The organism is Catenulispora pinistramenti (assembly GCF_018274385.1).
Classification (GTDB): Bacteria; Actinomycetota; Actinomycetes; order Streptomycetales; family Catenulisporaceae; genus Catenulispora; species Catenulispora pinistramenti.
Genome location: NZ_JAAFYZ010000081.1, coordinates 20,723 through 39,709 on the forward strand (window position 1 = coordinate 20,723; position 18,987 = coordinate 39,709).

Annotated in this window: 16 protein-coding genes; 5 read left to right on the plus strand and 11 right to left on the minus strand. The window is 70.6% G+C overall.

Annotated elements, in window-relative coordinates; translation table 11 throughout:
* Positions 1-50: 50 nt before the first annotated feature.
* Complete coding sequence (locus tag KGQ19_RS23125; RefSeq protein ID WP_212011365.1) at positions 51-1,382, minus strand: L,D-transpeptidase; 1,332 nt, start codon at positions 1,380-1,382, stop codon at positions 51-53.
* A gap of 200 nt (positions 1,383-1,582) precedes the next feature.
* Between KGQ19_RS23125 and KGQ19_RS23130 the strand changes: the two genes are divergently transcribed.
* Positions 1,583-1,873: a hypothetical protein gene (locus KGQ19_RS23130; protein WP_212011373.1), complete on the plus strand. Its 291-nt coding sequence runs from the start codon at positions 1,583-1,585 to the stop codon at positions 1,871-1,873.
* Between the two features lie 29 nt (positions 1,874-1,902).
* On the plus strand, positions 1,903-2,169 hold the full coding sequence (locus KGQ19_RS23135; RefSeq protein ID WP_212011375.1) for a hypothetical protein: 267 nt from the start codon (positions 1,903-1,905) through the stop codon (positions 2,167-2,169).
* Positions 2,170-2,400: 231 nt separating this feature from the next.
* On the opposite strand, the gene KGQ19_RS23140 is transcribed toward KGQ19_RS23135, so the two are convergent.
* Genes KGQ19_RS23140 through ctaC form a run of 3 tightly spaced genes read right to left on the minus strand, consistent with a single transcriptional unit; the run spans position 2,401 to position 5,512 of the window.
* Positions 2,401-2,820, minus strand: a complete 420-nt coding sequence (locus KGQ19_RS23140; RefSeq protein ID WP_212011377.1) for a cytochrome c oxidase subunit 4 — start codon at positions 2,818-2,820, stop codon at positions 2,401-2,403.
* Complete coding sequence (ctaD, locus tag KGQ19_RS23145) at positions 2,817-4,568, minus strand: aa3-type cytochrome oxidase subunit I (protein WP_307856484.1); 1,752 nt, start codon at positions 4,566-4,568, stop codon at positions 2,817-2,819. Before ctaD ends, KGQ19_RS23140 begins: the two co-directional genes overlap by 4 nt.
* Entirely contained in the window at positions 4,565-5,512 is a 948-nt protein-coding gene (gene ctaC, locus KGQ19_RS23150) for an aa3-type cytochrome oxidase subunit II (RefSeq protein ID WP_230419227.1), read from the minus strand. The genes ctaD and ctaC overlap by 4 nt, the downstream gene beginning before the upstream one ends.
* Positions 5,513-5,863: 351 nt before the next feature.
* Between ctaC and KGQ19_RS23155 the strand changes: the two genes are divergently transcribed.
* Positions 5,864-6,982, plus strand: coding sequence for a cysteine desulfurase family protein (locus KGQ19_RS23155; protein ID WP_212011379.1), 1,119 nt, complete (start codon positions 5,864-5,866; stop codon positions 6,980-6,982).
* Between the two features lie 42 nt (positions 6,983-7,024).
* On the opposite strand, the gene KGQ19_RS23160 is transcribed toward KGQ19_RS23155, so the two are convergent.
* The 3 genes from KGQ19_RS23160 to nadA all read right to left on the minus strand — a co-directional run bounded on the left by KGQ19_RS23160 (position 7,025) and on the right by nadA (position 9,854).
* Positions 7,025-8,014, minus strand: coding sequence for a carbohydrate kinase family protein (locus KGQ19_RS23160; RefSeq protein ID WP_212011381.1), 990 nt, complete (start codon positions 8,012-8,014; stop codon positions 7,025-7,027).
* Positions 8,015-8,155: 141 nt separating this feature from the next.
* A complete protein-coding gene (gene erpA, locus KGQ19_RS23165) occupies positions 8,156-8,521 on the minus strand; it encodes an iron-sulfur cluster insertion protein ErpA (RefSeq protein ID WP_212011395.1) in 366 nt (121 codons plus the stop codon).
* Positions 8,522-8,666: 145 nt separating this feature from the next.
* Positions 8,667-9,854 carry a quinolinate synthase NadA gene (gene nadA, locus KGQ19_RS23170; RefSeq protein ID WP_212011397.1) on the minus strand — a complete coding sequence of 396 codons (1,188 nt, stop codon included), beginning with the start codon at positions 9,852-9,854 and terminating at the stop codon, positions 8,667-8,669.
* 130 nt (positions 9,855-9,984) lie between these two features.
* Here nadA and KGQ19_RS23175 point away from each other — a divergent pair, with 130 nt between their 5' ends.
* Both KGQ19_RS23175 and KGQ19_RS23180 read left to right on the plus strand, forming a co-directional pair.
* Positions 9,985-11,148: a glycerate kinase family protein gene (locus tag KGQ19_RS23175; RefSeq protein ID WP_212011399.1), complete on the plus strand. Its 1,164-nt coding sequence runs from the start codon at positions 9,985-9,987 to the stop codon at positions 11,146-11,148.
* A 926-nt stretch (positions 11,149-12,074) separates the two neighbouring features.
* Positions 12,075-12,638 carry a hypothetical protein gene (locus KGQ19_RS23180; protein WP_212011408.1) on the plus strand — a complete coding sequence of 188 codons (564 nt, stop codon included), beginning with the start codon at positions 12,075-12,077 and terminating at the stop codon, positions 12,636-12,638.
* A 12-nt stretch (positions 12,639-12,650) separates the two neighbouring features.
* Here KGQ19_RS23180 and mraY read toward each other — a convergent pair whose 3' ends face one another.
* The 4 genes from mraY to KGQ19_RS23200 form a co-directional block, all read right to left on the minus strand.
* Positions 12,651-13,721, minus strand: coding sequence for a phospho-N-acetylmuramoyl-pentapeptide-transferase (mraY, locus tag KGQ19_RS23185; protein ID WP_212011422.1), 1,071 nt, complete (start codon positions 13,719-13,721; stop codon positions 12,651-12,653).
* Positions 13,722-13,792: 71 nt separating this feature from the next.
* Positions 13,793-15,361 carry a UDP-N-acetylmuramoyl-tripeptide--D-alanyl-D-alanine ligase gene (locus KGQ19_RS23190; RefSeq protein ID WP_212011410.1) on the minus strand — a complete coding sequence of 523 codons (1,569 nt, stop codon included), beginning with the start codon at positions 15,359-15,361 and terminating at the stop codon, positions 13,793-13,795.
* Positions 15,358-16,980, minus strand: coding sequence for a UDP-N-acetylmuramoyl-L-alanyl-D-glutamate--2,6-diaminopimelate ligase (locus tag KGQ19_RS23195; protein ID WP_307856486.1), 1,623 nt, complete (start codon positions 16,978-16,980; stop codon positions 15,358-15,360). The genes KGQ19_RS23190 and KGQ19_RS23195 overlap by 4 nt, the downstream gene beginning before the upstream one ends.
* 161 nt (positions 16,981-17,141) lie before the next feature.
* The coding region (locus KGQ19_RS23200; RefSeq protein ID WP_212011412.1) for a peptidoglycan D,D-transpeptidase FtsI family protein at positions 17,142-18,987 on the minus strand (1,846 nt) is incomplete at its 5' end.

Consider the following 18,987-nt stretch of genomic DNA (forward strand, 5'->3'; position numbering starts at 1 on the left):
GGCTAGCCACGCCCTCTGACAGAGCGTGGCTAGTCGATGACAAACAGTCCCTACTGCCCCTGCACCCCGGCGGCGGACCCGGCCAGCCACTGGCTCCAGCTCAGGTTCCAGTCGTCGAACCCGGGGTTGGGGTTGGTGGTGACGTTCGGCTTGGTGTTCGCCGACTTCAGCACGTCCACCACGTCGCCCAGCTTCACGGTGTTGAAGAACCAGTTGGCGTCGTTCAGGCCCATGCCGATGCAGCCGTGGCTGCTGTTCTCGCGGCCGAACTTGCCGTCGTTCCAGGGGGCGGCGTGCAGGAAGGTGCCGGAGTCGGTGATCTTGACGGCGGACTGGACCTTGAGGTCGTAGAAGTCCGAGGCGTCGGTGAAGTTCACCGAGGAGGAGGTCATCTGCAAGGTGGCGTCCTTCTCCAGGACCACCATCTTGCCGCTCCAGGTCGGGTGCTTGGGGACCTCGCCGGCGCTGACCGGGATGGTGCGCAGGACCTTGCCGTTCTTGGTCACCGTCATCTGGTCCTTCACCAGGTCCACGGTGCTGATCACCGCGTCGCCGATGGTGAAGGCGAAGTCCTTGGTGAACGAGCCGTAGGTGACGTCGCCGGCCTTCACGCCGTTCAGCCCCAGGTGCACCTGCACCTTGGTGCCGGACTGCCAGTAGCTCTGCGGACGCCAGTCCGCCTCGGTGGCGCTGCGCCAGTTCCAGGCGCCGTCCACGTGCGGAGAGGTGGTGACGGTCATCGCCTTCTCCACCGCGGCCCGGTCCTTCACGTTCGGCGGGTTGGTGAAGTAGACCGCGATCGGCTGCCCGACGCCGACCGTGGTGCCGTCGTCCGGGGCGTAGTGGGACAGGCCGAGGCGCTTGTCCGGGGTGAGCGTCGTGAACTTGGACGTGCTCGTCTTCTCCGCCCCAGAGGCGTCCTTAGCCTTCGCCACGACCGTGTAGCTACTGGAGATCGCCAGCAGCCCGGTGGACACCCAGGAGGCCCCGTCAGCGGCCAGGGCACCGTTCACAGCCTTACCCGAGGCGTCGGTGGCGGTCACGCTTTCCAGCTTGCCGCCGGCCGCGTTGATCTGGATGCCCTTGGCCGGATCGACGCCCTTGGTACCGTCCGCCGGGCTCGCCGAGAGCAGCAGCGGCTCAGCGGAGGAGGAGGTCGCGCCGCCGGGGGTGGTGCCGCCGCCGTTCGCCCCGGCCGCGCCGGACGAGGCCGTCTGTCCGTCCCCGACCGGCGCCACGGCGTCCTTCTTGGAGCTCGACGAACCGCCGCCGCACGCCGACGTCACCAGCGCCACCGCGGCGGCGGCCGCCGTCAGCTGCCCCGCCCGACGCCACCGGCGCCCTCCGTCCGCGGAAACACCCTGCCCGAGGTGGTGTGCCACAAGACCCTCCCAGTCGCTTCAACCCTTACCGCACTGCTTACATCTGGATAGACGCCGTTAGAGGCCCCCACGTTGCACATGATCTCAAGTAATCACCGTCTCGTGACCCAAAAGGTCGCCGACCCACCCCGAAAGAGAGCGAATACGAGATCTCGGTCCAGCTACTGACGCCGATCCCGGGCCGCCGTAGTGTGGGCGTCATGAGCGCTCAGCCGTCCGCCGCCGCACGCACCACGCCCCGGCTCACGACGCTGGAGCTCCCCCACACGCTGGCCGCCGTCCGCGCACATCTCACCGACGACGAGAAAGCCGCACTCTGCGAGCAGTTGGAGAACGGCGACGTCTTCCAGGTGTTCCGCAAGTGGTGGAACGTGGCGGCGTCCCGGGCCTCGCCGGCCCTGGCCGAGCACGTCAAGCGGCGCGCCGAGGGGGCCTCCGGCCCGACGGTGCCGCTCGGGGAAGTCGCCGCCCGCCTCGGCGTGGCCCTGTGACGTGACGCCGACGACATGACCTCGGCGACATGACCTCGGCCCCGTACACGGTCGTCTTCGGCGAGCACGCCATGACGCAGGTCGCCCTGCTCCCCGACGCGGACATCGGCCACGTGGTCGGCCACGTGGCCATCGGCCTGGGCCGCGACCCGCACCTGATCGGCGATCCGTGGATGAGCACCGACGCTCAGACCTGGTACACGCTCGACATCGGCCCGACCCTGCGCGTCGCCTACGTCGTGGACGACAAGCTCGAAGAAGTCGCCATCCTGGAAGTCCTCGTGGGCCATTCCTGACCGCGCGGACGCGGGAGCGCGGGAGCGCGGGAGCGCGGGAGCGCGGGAGCGCGGGAGCGCGGGAGCGCGGGAGCGCGGGAGCGCGGGAGCGCGGGAGCGCGGGAGCGCGGGAGCGCGGGAGCGCGGGAGCGCGGGAGCGCGGCGAAGGCTCAAAGCAAAGGCCCAAAGCAAAAGGAGCTGGGCCCCGGATCACTCCGGGGCCCAGCTCCTCAAGCAGTTCCCGCTACGGCGTCAGTGCCCGGCACCGGCCTCGCCGTACCGGTTGTTCTCCCGCCGGTAGTACTCGAACACGAGCCCGATCACGGAGTAGGCCCCGAACGGCACGGCCACCAGCAGCAGCCACCATCCGAAGATGATCCCCATGAACGCGATCGCCGCCGAGCCCGCCGTGTACAGCGGCCACCACGAATGCGGGGCGAAGAAACCGAGCTCGCCGGCCATCTCCGCGATCTCCGCGTCGTCGCGGTCCTCCGGACGCGGCCCGATGCGGATCGCGGTGAAGTACAGGTAGAACCACACCAGCGCGCACAGGCCGAAGGCCATGGACAGGGCGGTGGTGCCGACCGTGTCCTTGGACAGCAGCCAGTAGACCGGGATGTCGATCATCAGGAAGATGGCGACGAACCCGAAGAGCTTGGCTTCGACCTTCACTTGGCACCGTCCTCGTCCTCAGTCGCCGACGGCTCCGGCTCCGGCTGCGGCTTGGCCTTGGCCGGCGCGCCGACCGCGACCTTCTTCTTGCCGTGCCCCAGGTCCAGCGCCGCGACCTCGGGGTGGTGCAGGTCGAAGGCCGGGGATTCGGAGCGGATGCGGGGCAGCGAGGTGAAGTTGTGCCGCGGTGGCGGACAGGACGTGGCCCACTCCAGCGAGCGGCCGTAGCCCCACGGGTCGTCCACCGTGACCTTCTTGCCGCGCTTGGCGGTGATGTACACGTTGTACAAGAAGGGCAGCGTCGAGGCGCCCAGGATGAATGAACCGATCGAGGAGATCGTGTTCAGTGTCGTGAACCCGTCGCTGGCCAGATAGTCCGCGTACCGGCGGGGCATGCCCTCGGCGCCGAGCCAGTGCTGCACCAGGAACGTGGTGTGGAAGCCGACGAACAGGATCCAGAAGTGGATCTTGCCCAGCCGCTCGTCCAACATCTTGCCCGTGAACTTGGGCCACCAGAAGTAGAACCCGGCGTTCATCGCGAACACCACGGTGCCGAACAGCACGTAGTGGAAGTGCGCGACCACGAAGTACGAGTCCTGCACGTGGAAGTCGATCGGCGGGGAGGCCAGCAGCACGCCGGTCAGACCGCCGAACAGGAACGTCACCAGGAAGCCGACCGACCACAGCATCGGCGTGTCGAAGCTCAGCGAGCCGCGCCACATGGTGCCGATCCAGTCGAAGAACTTGATGCCGGTGGGCACCGCGATCAGGTACGACATGAAGGCGAAGAACGGCAGCATCACCGCGCCGGTGGTGAACATGTGGTGCGCCCACACCGTCACCGACAGGCCGGAGATCGACAGCGTCGCCATCACCAGGGTGTTGTAACCGAAGATCGGCTTGCGGCTGAAGACCGGGATCACCTCGGTGATGATCCCGAAGAATGGCAAGGCGACGATATACACCTCTGGGTGTCCGAAGAACCAGAAGAGGTGTTGCCACAGCAATGCCCCGCCGTTGTCCGCCTCGAAGATCTGCGCGCCGAGCCGGCGGTCGACCTCCAGCGCGAACAGCGCGGCGGCCAGCACCGGGAACGCCATCAGGACCAGCACCGCGGTCAGCAGGATGTTCCAGGTGAAGATCGGCATCCGGAACATCGTCATACCGGGTGCGCGCATGCAGACGATGGTGGTGATGAAGTTGACGCCACCGAGGATGGTGCCGAAGCCGGACAGCGCCAGACCCATGATCCACATGTCCGCGCCGATGCCCGGGGAGTGGACCGCGTCGGTCAGCGGGGAGTAGGCGAACCAGCCGAAGTCCGCGGCGCCCTGCGGGGTGAGGAAGCCGCCGACGGCGATCAGCGAGCCGAACAGGAACAGCCAGTAGGCGAACATGTTCAGCCGCGGGAAGGCCACGTCCGGGGCGCCGATCTGCAGCGGCACGATGACGTTGGCGAACCCGATGAACAGCGGGGTGGCGAACATCAGCAGCATGATCGTGCCGTGCATGGTGAACGCCTGGTTGAACTGCTCCGTGGTCAGGAACTGCAGACCCGGGCGCGCCAGCTCGGCGCGCATGAGCAGGGCCAGCAGACCGCCGATGCCGAAGAAGCAGAACGACGTGATGAGGTACATGTACCCGATCACCTTGTGGTCGGTGGACGTCAGCCACTTCACCACGATGTTGCCGGGCACACGGCGCTCGTACGGCGCGCTCACTGCGCGCGGTTCACTGATGGCCGTCACTTTTCTTTCCCTGTGGAGTCGTTGCCGACGCCGGTCAGCGGGCCGACCCGCAACGGCACGCCGTTGGTGTTGTAGCCCACCGGCAGCTGGCCGGTCTGGCCCTTGCCGGTCACCGGGTCGATCTTGTTCGCCAGGTCCTTCAGGTGCTGCTGGTACTGGGCCGGGGTGACGACCTTGACGTAGAACAGCATCCGGGAGTGGTCGACGCCGCACAGCTCGGCGCAGCGGCCGATGAACGTGCCCTCCTTGGTCGGGGTGAGCTCGAACTCGTTGATCCGGCCGGGCACGACGTCCAGCTTGAACAAGAAGTTCGGCACCCAGAAGGAGTGGATGACGTCGGTGGAGGTCAGCGTGAAGCGCACCCGCTCGTTCACCGGCAGCCACAGCACGGGCAGCTCGGCGGGCGTGCCGGCGTCGTAGACCGCCAGCTGGCCGGGGGTGTCCTGCTGGGTGACCGCGTCGTAGTTGTAGTTCCACGACCAGGACCACTGCCGGCCCACGACGTTCACCTTCACGTCGGGGTTCTTGTGCAGTTCCAGCAGCTTGGACTCGTCCTTGGCGGTGAAGAAGAACAGCACCGCGATCATGATGAACGGGACGACCGTGAACAGCACTTCGATCGGCACGTTGTAGCGGGTCTGCGCCGGGATCTCGATGCCGGTGCGCTTGCGCCGGTAGAAGATGACGCACCACAGGATCAGGCCCCACACCAGGGCCCCGACGGCCAGGGCGGCGATCCACGAACCCTGCCACAAATGCAGGATGATCGGCGCTTCCTTGGTGGCCGGAGCGGGAACTCCCAGCCGCTTAAATTGCCCGCTGTCGCAGCCGGTCGCGGTCATGGCGACCAGCCCGGCCACGGCGAGCACGCCGAGCTTGCCGCGCCGCGATCGCCGCGCCGGGGGTGTGCGCTGCGGCGACGGGTCGGAGCCGTGTGGACTCAAGGTTGCCTTCCCGAGGTTCAAGCCTTGACGGCAGGCACGCGGCGGGCCCCCGGGATCGCACCCGGTGTGCCCGCACGTCACGGCCCTGCCAGGGGCGGTGTCTTCTCTCTCGCGGCCAAACCCTACTCCAGCCCCAATTGCCTCTTGCGCGGAGGTCCCGGTTAACGCGTGTGGCGGGGTCGGGGGTCACACTTCCGGCCGAACTGACGGCGTTGATCTGATGAGGACAACAGTGTTGGCGCCGGTGGTTCGGGGGTTCGGTGACGGTGCCGGATCGGTACCGGATCGGCGGCGGGTCCGGTGCCGGTCGGATACGGCGGGTGACGGCGCAGGGTCCGTATCGTCAAGGCTGTGACTCATTTCGACGCCGCCTCCGCCGAGCCCCCGCACCCGGCCGCCCGCGCCGCGCTGCTGGCGGCGTTCGACGAGGGCTGGGCCGACCCGGCCCGGCTGTACCGGGCCGGGCGCCAGGCCCGGCTGCTGCTGGACCAGTCCCGGGCCGCGGTCGGCGACGTGCTCGGATGCCGGGCCCGGGAAGTGACGTTCACCGCTTCGGGGACGGCCGCGATCCACTACGGGGTCGCCGGGGTCCTGGCCGGGCGGCGGCGGATCGGGGACCGGCTGGTGGTGTCAGCGGTCGAGCACTCCGCGGTCTTGCACGCGGCGGAGCTGCACACCGCCGAGCGGCACAACGTCGTGGCGACGGTCGGCGTGGACCGGCTGGGCCGGGTGGACGTCGAGGCCTTCGCGCGCGAGCTGAGGGTGCCCGGAACGGCCCTGGCCTGCTTGCAAGCCGCCAACCACGAGGTCGGCACGGTCCAGCCGCTGGCCCCGGTCTTCCAGGCCGCGGGTGCGGCCGGGGTGCCGCTGCTGGTGGACGCCGCCCAGGTGGTCGGCCGGCTGCCGGTGCCGCCGGAGTGGTCGGTGCTGTGTGCTTCGTCTCACAAGTGGGGCGGGCCCGCCGGGGTCGGGATCCTCGCCGTGCGCAAGGGAACGCGCTTCGCGCCGACGTGGGCCGTCGACGAACACGAAGACGGCCGCGTCCCCGGCGCGGTGAACCTGCCCGGCATCGTCGCGGCCGCCGCCGCGCTGGTGGCGCGGGAGCAGGAACGCCAGGCCGAGGCGGTACGGCTGCGGGCCCTGACCGACCGGCTGCGGGCGGCGCTGCCCGGGGTCGCCGACGACATCGACGTGTTCGGCGACCCCGACCAGCGGCTGCCGAACCTCGTCGCCTTCTCCTGCCCGGCGGTGAACGCGGAGGCGCTGGTGCTGGATCTGGACGAGGCGGGGTTCGAGGTGTCGTCGGGGTCGGCGTGCACCTCCGACACCGTCACCCCGAGCCATGTGCTGGTCGCCATGGGCGCCGCGGATCGGGGGAACGTGCGGGTGTCGCTGCCGTTCGGCACGGCGGGGGAAGACGTGGAACGCTTCCTCGCCGTGCTGCCCGGCGTGTTGGAGAAGCTGCGCTGAGCAGCCGAGCAGCCGAGCCAGGCCAGGGCCGGATCGCCGGGCTCAGACCGTCAGGCTCCGGGCGACCTCGCCGGCCGCGTCGTCGCCGTAGGCCACCGCGAACCGCTCCAGGAAGCGACCGCGCCGCAGGTCGTACTCCTGCGGGCCGACCGTCTCGATCACCAGCGTGGCCAGCATGCAGCCGACCTGCGCCGCCAGCTCCTCGCCGACGCCCCAGGACAGACCGGCGATGAAGCCGGCCCGGAAGGCGTCGCCGACGCCGGTCGGGTCGGCCTTCGTCTCCTCCTTGGCGGTGGCGACTTCGAGCACGTCGACGCCGCCGTCCGCGGTGCGCCGGGTGATCCGCACGCCCTGCGCGCCGAGCGTGACCACCCGGGCGCCGACCCGGCGCAGGATCTCCTCGGCGTCCCAGCCGGTCTTCTGCTCGATCAGCGCGGCCTCGTACTCGTTGGTGAACAGGTAGCGGGCGCCGTCGACCAGCCGCTTGATGTCCTCGCTGCCCATCCGGGCGAGCTGCTGCGAGGGGTCGGCGGCGAACGGGATGCCGCGCTCCCGGCACTCGTCGGTGTGCCGCAGCATCGCCTCGGGGTCGTCGGCCCCGATCAGCACCAGGTCCAGGCCGCCGACCCGGGCGGCGATCGGGCCGATCTCGATCAGCCGGGCCTCGGCCATCGCGCCGGTGTAGAAGGAGGCGATCTGGTTGTGGTCGGCGTCCGTGGTGCAGACGAAGCGGGCCGTGTGCAGCAGCTCGCTGATCCGGACCGAGTCGCAGTCCACGTTGTTGCGCTCCAGCCAGGAGCGGTACTCGCTGAAGTCCTCGCCGGCGCTGCCGACCAGGATCGGGCGCAGGCCCAGCTTGCCCATCCCGAAACAGATGTTCGGCGCCACCCCGCCGCGCCGGATCTCCAGCGAGTCGACCAGGAACGACAGCGAAACGGTGTGGAGCTGCTCGGCCACCAGCTGCTCGGCGAAACGGCCGGGGAAGCTCATCAGGTGGTCGGTCGCGATGGAACCGGTGACGGCGACGCGCACGGGGGACTCGATTCTGTTCGAGGAGGGGTTTCGGCTCGCGGGCACGGCAAAGGGGTGGACCCGCGAACGGGCCCACCCACCGTGATAACCGCCGCCGCGGCCTTCACACAGATCGTGTGCGGCCCAGCGGGTTGAATCTGTCTAGCTGAAGCTGTCGCCGCAGGCGCACGACGAGCCCGCGTTCGGGTTGTCGATCGTGAAGCCCTGCTTCTCGATGGTGTCGACGAAGTCCACCTTGGCCCCGGCCAGGTACGGCGCGGACATCCGGTCGGTGACGACGTTCACCCCGTCGAACTCGGCGACGATGTCGCCGTCGAGCGCGCGGTCGTCGAAGTAGAGCTGATAGCGCAGACCCGAGCAGCCACCGGGCTGCACGGCGACGCGCAGCGACAGGTCGTCGCGGCCCTCCTGCTCCAGCAGCGACTTCACCTTGGAGGCCGCCTCAGCGGACAAGATGAGGCCCTGCGCGACAGTCGCCTCCTGCGAGGTCTCCGTCTGCACGGTCATATGCGTACTCCTTCATCTGGACACACCGGCGCCCCGTGGAGCGCGCCTGCACAACTGGGGGAACCACGCGCCGCCGGAAGCTATTCCTTCCCCATCGTCGCACAGGTGCCGAAGGGACGAAACCGGCCCACGGGCCAGGTGCCGCCTACGGCAGCGCCAGCATCTGCTCCAGCGCCACCCGGGCGAAGTGGGCCGTGTCCGCGTCCACCTCGATCACGTTCGGCACCCGCCCGTCGGCCAGCGCCTCGAGCGTCCAGACCAGGTGCGGCAGGTCGATGCGGTTCATGGTCGAGCAGTAGCAGACGCTCTTGTCCAGGAACACGATCTGCTTGTCGGGGTGCTCGGCGGCCAGGCGCTTGACCAGGTTCAGCTCCGTGCCGATCGCCCAGGCGCTGCCCGGCTCCGCCTCGTTCAGCAAGGCGATGATGCGCTCGGTGGAGCCGACGTGGTCGGCCTTCTCGACCACTTCGTGCCGGCACTCGGGGTGGACCAGGACGTTGACGCCCGGGACCCGCTCGCGCACCTCGTCGACGCACTCCGGGGTGAAGCGGCCGTGGACCGAGCAGTGGCCGCGCCACAGGATCATCTTGGCGTCGCGGAGCTGGTCGTCGGTGAGGCCGCCGTCGGGGCGGTGGGGGTTGTAGACGACGCAGTCGTCCAGGGACAGGCCCAGGTCGCGGACCGCGGTGTTGCGGCCGAGGTGCTGGTCGGGCAGGAACAGGACCTGCGTGCCCTTGGCGAAGGCCCATTCCAGGGCGCGCTCGGCGTTGGAGGAGGTGCAGATCGTGCCGCCGTGGCGGCCGGTGAAGGCCTTGATGTCGGCGGAGGAGTTCATGTACGACACCGGCACCACCTGCGAAGCGATGCCCAGGTCCTCAAGCCGCTCCCAGCAGCGCTCCACCTGCTCGGCGGTGGCCATGTCGGCCATGGAACAGCCGGCGGCCAGGTCCGGGAGGATCACCTGCTGGGCGTCGGAGGTGAGGATGTCCGCCGACTCGGCCATGAAGTGGACGCCGCAGAAGACGATGAACTCGGCCTCGGGGCGGGCCGCCGCCTGCTGCGCCAGCTTGAAGCTGTCGCCGGTGACGTCGGCGAAGCCGATGACCTCGTCGCGCTGGTAGTGGTGGCCGAGGATGAACAGCCGGTCGCCCAGCTCGGCCTTGGCCGCCGCGGCCCGGGCCACCAGGTCGGGGTCGGAGGCCTGCGGCAGGTCGCCGGGGCATTCCACGCCGCGCTCGCTGCGCGGGTCGGCGGTGCGGCCGAGCAGGAGCAGGCTGACCGGCGTGGGTGCCGGCTCCTGGAAGGCCGGCGCCGGAACTGTGGTCGTGGTCATCCCGTTACCCCTTTTCGTCTATCTGACGTTAATAGATCATACCCTGATGTCAGTGTGACGAGAAGCGCCGCCGGACCGCCGTGGTGGACGTCACAACGCCGGCCGGCGGAAACCGATTACCATCCGGTGCGTGCACATCGTCATCGCCATGGACAAGTTCGCCGGAACGCTCACCGCCCCGGAGGCCGTGCGGGCCGTCACCGCCGGCTGGCTCCGGAGCTCGCCGGAGGATGAGGTGACCGGGGTCCCGATGTCGGACGGGGGGCCGGGGTTCCTCGACTCGATGAGCGACGCGTTCGGAGGCCGGGTTCAGTTCACCGAGCAGCTGGCGACGGTCACCGGGCCGCTGGGGACCGAGGTCACCGGGCGCTACCTGATCGAGTCCGGGCACGGGTCGACGGACGGAAAGCACCCCACCGCCTACATCGAGGTAGCCGAGGCCTGCGGCCTGCACCTCGTCCCGGCCGACCAGCGCGACGCCAAGGCCGCGACCACCTACGGCGTCGGCGAGCTGATCGCCGCCGCCCTGGCCGACGGCGCGAAGCGGCTGGTCATCGGGCTCGGCGGCACCAGCACCACCGACGGCGGCGCCGGTCTGCTGGCCGCCCTCGGCGCCGAACCGGCCGAGGTCCTGCGGGCCGGCGGCGGGGCCCTCAAGAGCCTGCACGGCCTGGACCTGACCGAGCCCCGCCGCCGCCTGGCGGACATCGAGACCGTGATCGCCAGCGACGTCGACAACCCGCTGCTCGGCCTGCGCGGCGCGGCGGCCGTCTTCGGCCCGCAGAAGGGCGCCACCGACGACGACGTCCAGCGCCTCGACGCCGCCCTCACCCACTTCGCCGAACTCGCCGGCGCCATCGGCCAGGAACCCGGCGCGATCCGCCGCACCCTGGACGCCCCCGGCGCCGGCGCGGGCGGCGGCCTCGGCTACGGCCTGATGCTCCTGGGCGGCCGCCGCGTCCCCGGCATCGGCACCGTCATCGCCGAGACCGGCCTGGCCGACCTGATCGCCGGCGCGGACCTGGTCATCACCGGGGAGGGCCGCTTCGACCACAGCTCGCTGGGCGGCAAGGTCCCGACCGGCGTCGCCGAGGCGGCACTGGCGTCGGGGCGGCCGTGCATCGTGCTGGCCGGGCTGGTCGAGGTGGGCAAGCGCGAACTGGCCGCCGCCGGGTTCGCGGCCGCTTACGAGGTCGCCGAGCAGGCCGGGTCCGCGCAGGAGGCGATGGCCCGCGCCGAGTTCCATCTCGCGGCGCTGGCTGAGCGGGTCGCTCGGAGTTGGTCGCGGGGGTAGGGGCGGGGAGTGCTCGAAGTAGGGAGTGCTCGGGGCTGAGAGGGCTCGGGGCTGAGAGCGCTCGGGGCTGAGAGCGCTCGGGGCTGAGAGCGCTCGGGGCGGGGCCGAGATTTCCCGAGGCAAGGCAGGGAGTGCTCGGGGCTGAGAGTGCTCGGGGCTGAGAGCGCTCGGGGCTGAGAGCGCTCGGGGCGGGGCCGAGATTTCCCGAGGCAAGGCAGGGAGTTCCCGAGGCAAGGCCGAGAGTTTCCGAGGCAAGGCCGAGAGTCTCCGAGGCAAAGCCGAGAGTCTCCGAGGCAAGGCCGAGAGTCTCCGAGGCCGAGAGTTCCCGAGGCGAGTTGCGGCTGGCTTGTGGGTTCTAAAGCTTTTTACGGCCTTCGGTCATGGTTGTGCCGGTTCGGGGTTCGTGGTGGTGAGTGTGTTCGTCGGCTGCCAGTTCCCGCGTTCACAACCCCGCCATACCTCAGGCCTCTTCGTCTCCCGTAAGTCGGAGCAAGATCAAGGTCAAGAGCCCTGGTGAAGAGCCGGCGCCTCCGGCGGGGGCTCTCGGCTCCCTCGGGGAACTGGCGCGGTTCCATAGGGTGGTCCGGTCAGGGCCCTGCGCTGGCGGTTTGTGAGGTGGTGCGGTCCGTTCCCCTCGGTCGCGTCGTCAGCCCGGGGGGTACAGCACCGGTGTCCGGGGGTAAAGTCCGCGCGCGGCGGTTGTGCAGGTAGGCGGCGGTTTTGTGCAGCGCGAACTTGACCCCCGGCCACCGGCACTGTAGGCGAAGCCCTGCCGACGCGACCGAGGGGAACGAACCGAAAACCGGCCGGAGAAATGCAAAACAGGAGGTGCGGGGCGGCCGCGTCGGCGAGTTCGGCCGCCGGTCCAGACGCTGGCCGACAGGGAACCGCCGGCTCACGCCCCGCGTCCAAGGACCATGAGGCTCATGGTCCCGGTAGCCCTCGGTGCGGCGGGCATGGCGGCGGTAGGCGGGATGGCGGTCGGGGTGCGGTATGCCCCGGACTATCCGGGTGGGCACTGGGCGACGGTCGCGACCCGCATGCCGACCGGGTCGCCGGTCTACGTCAAGCCCGAGTGCACGCTCACGTTGGGGAACGCCTTCGAGAGCGCCACGGGCTCGGCGCCCGTCCCGATGGGTGCGGGCGGACCGATCCCGCCCGGTTTCACTCCGGTCCGCGCCGTGCGCTGTGGGGTGTACGGCGACAGCAGTTCCCAGACCGCGACCCAGTCCGAGGTCCGGGACCCGGGTGTGCTGAAGGCCATGGTGGACGCCTATCGGACCACACATGTCCGCGAGCACGTCAACGGCCTGCAGATCTGCCCGGCGATCGCCGAACTCGATCCGATCGTCGCCCTGGTGGACGCGCACGGGGTGGCGATCGTGCCCGGGGCACCGCGTGCCGTCTGCGACTTCATCGTCCCGGCTGTCATCAGTGCCACCCGGGATGCGGTGTGGACCGTCACCGAGTCGGTGACGGTCCACGGGTAGATGTGCGTGGTCTTACTTGACCGTGATCCAGCCGGCGTAGAAGGCGCCGAGTCCCAGGCCGCAGAAGAGGCCGCAGATGATCCAGAAGCGGACCACCACTGTTACCTCGGCCCAGCCGACGAGTTCGAAGTGGTGGTGCAGGGGGGCCATCTTGAACACTCGTTTGCCGCCGCTGATCTTGAAGTAGCCGACCTGGATCACCACCGAGAGGGTGATGATCACGAACAGGCCGCCAAGCAGGGCCAGCAGGAGCTCGGTCTGGGAGCAGATCGCCAGGCCGGCCAGGCCGCCGCCGAGGGCCAGCGAACCGGTGTCGCCCATGTAGATCTTGGCCGGGGACGTGTTCCACCACAGGAAGCCGAAACAGGCCCCCATCACCGCCGCCGCGACGATCGCCAGGTCAAGTGGATCTCGGACCGGATAGCAGCCCTGGACGTCTGTACCCAGCGTCGCGCACGACTCGCCGTGCTGCCAGACGCCGATCAGGACGTAGGAGGCGAACACCATCACACAGGAGCCGGTGGCCAGGCCGTCCAGGCCGTCGGTCAGGTTCACGCCGTTGGAGGTGCCGGCGATGAGCAGACCCGCCCAGATCACGAAGAGCACCGCGCCGAGGTCCACCGCCGAGATGTTCCGGACGAAGGACAGGTGCGTGTCGCCCGGCTTGAAGCCCAGGGCGTTCGGGAAGTGCAGGGCCAGGATCGCGAAGGCGATCGCCACGATCCACTGCCCGATCATCTTCGCCTTGGCCCGCAAGCCCAGGTTGCGCTGCCGGAACACCTTCAGGAAGTCGTCGGTGAAGCCCACGACGCCCATCCCGACCATCAGGAACAGCACCAGCAGCCCGGAGGCGGTGGGCATGCGCATGGTGGCCAGTTTGGTGAAGCCGTAGCCGAGCACGGTGGCCAGCACGATCACCACCCCGCCCATGGTCGGCGTGCCGCGCTTGGCCTGGTGCGTGGTCGGGCCGTCCTCGCGGATCGGCTGGCCGAAGCCGTAGCGCGCCAGGGTCTTGATCGCCATCGGGGTGCCGATCAGCGAGAAGAACAGCGCGATTCCCGCCGCGTACAGCACCCCGCGCATCTGCAGGCCGCCTTCCGAACCGGCGTGCGGCACCACCGCGCCCACCCCGGCGTGGACCGCCGCGAACGTGCTCACCGGACGTCACCTCCCGCACCGCGCGCCTGCGGCGCGCCGCCGTCCCCGGCGCCAAGATCGAAGTCCCCGTGTCCGTTCCCCGACGCCGCGCGTTCCAGCAGCGCGGCGGCCAAGCTCTCCAAACCGACGTAGCGCGAGGCCTTGACCAGCACCACATCCCCAGGACGGGCCCCGGACCGGACGAACGCCAGCGCGGCGTCCACGTCCGGCACGGCCACCGACTCCCCGTCGTAGGACCCTTCCATCGACGCCCCGCTGTGGATCGCGGCGGCGCCGGCCCCGACCGCGACGGTCTGGCTGATGTTCAGCCGCACCGCCAGCCGGCCGATGGCGTCGTGCTCGACCGCCGCGGCCGCGCCGAGTTCGCCCATCGGGCCCAGGACCGCCCAGGAACGGGCGCCGGGGCGCGAGCGGGTCATGGTCGCCAGCGTCTTCAGCGCCGCGCGCATCGACTCGGGGTTGGCGTTGTAGGCGTCGTTGACGATGGTCACGCCGTCGGCCGACTCGCCGATCGCCATCCGCCACTTGCTGTCCGGCTCGGCGGCGGAGAGCACCTTGGCCACCGTCTCACCGCTCAGGCCCAGCTCCAGGCCGGTCGCGGCGGCGGCCAGGGCGTTGGCCACCTGGTGTTCGCCGACCAGCCGGAGCGTGACCGGATGCCGCTGCGGTCCGTCGCCGTCGCGGTACGTCAGGGTGAAGCAGGCCCGGCCGTCCGGGCCGATCCGCACCTTCTCGGCCCGCACCGCGGCGTCCGGCGCCTCGCCGAACAGGACCACGCGGCCCTTGGTCCGCGCGGCCATCGCCCGCACCCGCGGGTCGTCGGCGTTGAGGATCGCCACGCCGTCCCGGTCCGGGTTGCAGTTGCCGGCCTCCGGGACCGCCGCGACCAGTTCGCCCTTGGCCTCGGCGATGGCCTCGACGCTGCCGAACGCGCCGAGGTGCGCGCTGCCGACGTTCAGCACCACGCCGATCCGCGGCGGCGCGATCGTCGTCAGGTGGGTGATGTGCCCGATCCCGCGCGCGCCCATCTCGGCGACCAGGTACCGGGTATCCTCGTCGGTCCGCAGCGCCGTGATCGGGAATCCGAGCTCGTTGTTGAAGCTGCCCTTGGGCGCCACCGTCGGGCCCAGTTCCCGGACCAGCCGGCCGATCAGGTCCTTGGTGGTGGTCTTGCCGGCCGAGCCGGTCAGGCCGATGACCGTGGTCCGGGGCAGCAGCGCCAGATGGGCCCGGGCCAGCGCGGACAGCGCGCGCAGCAGGTCGCCGTCGGCGACCGTGACGGTCGGGACGGTGCCGCGGCCGGCCCACGGCGCGCGGTAGGCGTCGTCCGGGGCGGCGAGCACCGCGACCGCACCCCTGGCGAGGGCGTCGCGGACGAACTCGGGCCCGTCGGCGCAGGCGCCGGGGAAGGCCGCGAACAGCGCTCCGGGCGCGGCGTCCCGCGAGTCGAACACCACCGGGCCGGTGACCTCGAGCCCTGCGAGCTCGTCCTGTGGGACGCCGGGCGGGCCGCTCAGGGTCCCGCCCACGGTGTGCGCGATCCAGCCGAGATTATGGGGGCTCACTGCTCGCCGCGGTCCTTTCCAGCCGCTTCCAAAGCGGCGCGCAGCACCACCCGGTCGTCGAACGGCTTCTTCACTCCTGCGATCTCCTGCCCCTGCTCATGTCCCTTGCCGGCGACGATCAGCACGTCGCCGGGGCCGCTGGCTGCGACCGCGTAGGCGATCGCCTCGGCCCGGTCGGCGACCACGCGGTAATTCTGGACGGCGCCGGCCAGTTCGGCGTCGGCACCGTCGGTGACGGCCGCGAGAATGTCCGCTGAACTCTCCGTACGCGGGTTGTCGTCGGTGAACACGGCCTCGTCGGCGAGCCGCACCGCGGCGGCGCCCATCATCGGCCGTTTGGTCTTGTCGCGGTCCCCGCCGCAGCCCACCACCACGCGCAGCCGGCCGTGGCCGCGGTCGGCCAGCGGCCGCAGCGCGGTCAGCGCGGTCTGGACGGCGTCCGGGGTGTGGGCGTAGTCGACGACCGCCAGGAACTGCTGGCCGGGCACCTGCACCCGCTCCATGCGGCCCGGGACGCCGTGCACGTCGGCGACACCGGCGATGGCGGTCTCCAGCTCGATCCCGGTCACCGCCAGCAGCACGATCGCGGCCAGCGCGTTGGCGACGTTGAAGTCGCCGGGCAGCCCGGCGCTGGCCGGGTGCCGCGCGCCGTCCGGGCCGACGACGGTGAACGTCGAGGCGTCGGTGCCCAGCACGATGTCCTCGGCGCTCCAGTCGGCGGCTACTGCCTTGATGGAGAAAGTGTGCACCGGCACGCCGTTGGCCCGACAGCGTTCGGCGATGGTCCGGCCGTGCTCGTCGTCCACGTCGACGACGGCCTGCTCGGTGTACCCGGGGGTGAACAGCTTCGCCTTGGCCTCGAAGTAGTCCTCGAAGTCGGCGTGGAAGTCCAGATGGTCCTGCGTCAGGTTGAGGAACGCCGCGGCCTTGAAGCGGATCCCGGCCGGCCGGCCGTAGGCCAGGGCGTGGCTGGAGACCTCCATCGAGACCGCCTCGACGCCCTCCTCCACGGCGGTCGCCAGGATCGCCTGCAGGTCCGGGGCCTCCGGGGTGGTGCGCACCGAGGGCACGACCCGGTCGCCGATCAGGATCTGCACGGTCCCGATCACGCCGGTCCGCAGGCCCGCCCGGCGCAGCCCGCCGTCGATCAGGTAGCTGGTGGTGGTCTTGCCGTTGGTGCCGGTGACGCCGTACATCGCCAGTTGGGTGGCGGGCTCGCCGTACACATACGCCGAGAGCTTCCCGGCCACTGCCCGCACGTCCTGGACCACCAGGATCGGCGCCGCCAGACCGTCCAGCATCGCCGCGCCGGCGGCGTCGGTCACGACCGCGACCGCCCCGGAGGCCACGGCGCCGGGGGCGAACTCGGCCCCGTGCCGGGCCGTGCCGGGCCAGGCGACGTGCAGGTCGCCGGGCCGGATCGACTGCGCGTCGTGCGAGATCCCGGTGACCGTCGTGTCCAGGGCCTCGGCGGTCGCGGTCGTGGAATCCGCGACGGCGGCGCCGGCGATCTGCGCGCAGGCGCGGACGCTGTGCTGCGGGAGGTGCTTCGGGCGCGGCGTGGAAGTCATGGGTTCCCGATACGTCGTCGAATCGGCGGGGACGGTCAAGTGGGGCACGTGCGGAAGGGTACCGGTTCGCGGAGCGCGCTCGTGCGTTCAGCTCCTCCGCAGATATTCGCGTCCGCCCCGCCCGCCCGCCAAACGGGCTGGTGAGACGGGACGGACGCGGAACCGTTACACCTGTTTCTCAACTACCTTATGTAAGGCTTTGTCTTCGCTCAGTTACCGGAACTGGAGCCGTAGGCCGTCGGCAGGTTGGCCGGCGGCGTACCGGTCGGCGCCACCCCGCGGCTCTGCAACGCGAACGACAGGACCTGCTGGAACACCGGCGCGGCGATCTCGGCGCCGAAGTGCGCGCCGACCGGGGCCTGCAACGACACCGCGACCACGATCGACGGTTTGTCGGTCGGCGCGAACCCGATGAACGAGGCGGTGTAGCCGTTGTAGGTGCCCTTCTTCTCGTCGTACCGGTTCGCGGTGCCGGTCTTGCCCGCCACCCGGTAGCCGGGGATCTGGGCCGTGGTGCCGGTGCCGCGCTGCGAGGTGGTGACCGCCTCCAGCATGTCGGCGACCTTCGTCGCGGTGTCGGCGCTGACCACCGGGGTCTGCTGCGGCGCCGGGGCCGGGGTGTACTTGCCGGAGGGGTCGGTCCAGCCCTGGATCAGGCTCGGGGCGATGCGCACGCCGCCGTTGGCGATGGTCTGGTAGACCGAGGCGTCCTGGACGGCGGTGGCGGCCAGGCCCTGGCCGTAGAGCACGGTGTAGCGCTCGGTGTCGCTCCACTTGTCCGGCGGGTCCAGGATGCCGGCGCTCTCGCCGGGGAAGCCGATGCCGGTGGTCTGGCCGAAGCCGAACAGCCGCTGGTACTTGCCCAGGGTCTGGTCGCGGTCCACACCGTGCGGCTGGAACAGGTTGGCGACCTCGATGGTGCCGACGTTGGAGGACGCGGCCAGGACCCCGGTCATGGTCAGGTCCCAGGGGCCGTGGTCGACGTCGTCCTTGAAGACGTAGCGCCCGACGGGCATCGGCGAGGTGAAGGGCGGCAGCTGGGTGTCCGGCTCGGCCACGCCGGTCTGGATGGCCGCGGACATGGTGATGACCTTGGCCACCGACCCGGGTTCGAAGGGGTCGGTGAAGGCCCGGTTGCCCAGGTTCGGGGTGTCGGCGGTGGTGATGTGCGCCGGGTTGAAGGTCGGGTAGTTCGACAGGGCCAGGATCTGGCCGGTCTTCACGTCCTGGACCACCACGGTCCCGGACGACGAGCCGGTCGACTGCACCTCCTTGGCCAGCGCCTGGTCGGAGGCGTACTGGATGTCCGGATCGATGGTGGTCTTCACCGAGTCCCCGTCCACCGCCGGCTTCATGTTCACGCCGGTGGTCGGGATCTCCACCCCGGACGCCGCCTGGTAGGACTCCTGGCCGTCCTTGCCGGCCAGCCGGTCGTTCACCATCTGCTCGATCCCGGCCTTGCCGACCCCGTCGGAGTCGGTGAAGCCGACGAGGTTCGCCGCCAGCGTGCCGCCGGGGTAGGTCCGCCGGTCGTCGCGGGTGTTGGTGTAGACCCCGACGACGGTCTTCGGGTCGCTGGTGTTGGCCACCGCCAGCTGCCGGATCTTGGCGCAGGTGGCCGGCGAGGCCTTGTGCGCCAGCACGACGTAGCGGGTGTTCGGCTTGGTCAGCGCGGCCTGCAGGTCCGCGACGCTCGGCGCACCGCCCAGCGCGTACTCCGGCGCCGCCGAGAGCAGCCCGGCCAGTTTGGCCGCGAGGTCGCCGACGTCCTCGTGGTAGCGGGCGACCACGGTCGGGTCGGCGGTGACGTCGTAGGCCTCGACGGACACCGCCAGCGGCGTGCCGTCGGCGGCCAGTATCGCGCCCCGGCTGGCGTGCAGGGTCGCCTCCCGAGTGGTCTCGGCGGCCTTGGCGTAGCCGCCGGCGTCGACCGCCTGGAGCTGGAAGAGCCGGCCGGCGAACAGGGAGAAGGTGAAGAGCAGGCCGAACATGGTGATGCGCAGCCGGCGGCGCGGGGAGCCCATGCGCAGGGTCGGGGTGCGCGGGCCCGGGGGG

Coding starts and splice junctions, on each gene's coding strand:
- KGQ19_RS23130 (WP_212011373.1), top strand. CDS start 1,583: ATGAGCGCTCAGCCGTCCGCCGCCGCACGCACCACGCCCCGGCTCACG.
- KGQ19_RS23135 (WP_212011375.1), top strand. CDS start 1,903: ATGACCTCGGCCCCGTACACGGTCGTCTTCGGCGAGCACGCCATGACG.
- erpA (WP_212011395.1), bottom strand. CDS start 8,521: ATGACCGTGCAGACGGAGACCTCGCAGGAGGCGACTGTCGCGCAGGGC.
- nadA (WP_212011397.1), bottom strand. CDS start 9,854: ATGACCACGACCACAGTTCCGGCGCCGGCCTTCCAGGAGCCGGCACCC.
- KGQ19_RS23180 (WP_212011408.1), top strand. CDS start 12,075: ATGGTCCCGGTAGCCCTCGGTGCGGCGGGCATGGCGGCGGTAGGCGGG.
- mraY (WP_212011422.1), bottom strand. CDS start 13,721: ATGCGCGGGGTGCTGTACGCGGCGGGAATCGCGCTGTTCTTCTCGCTG.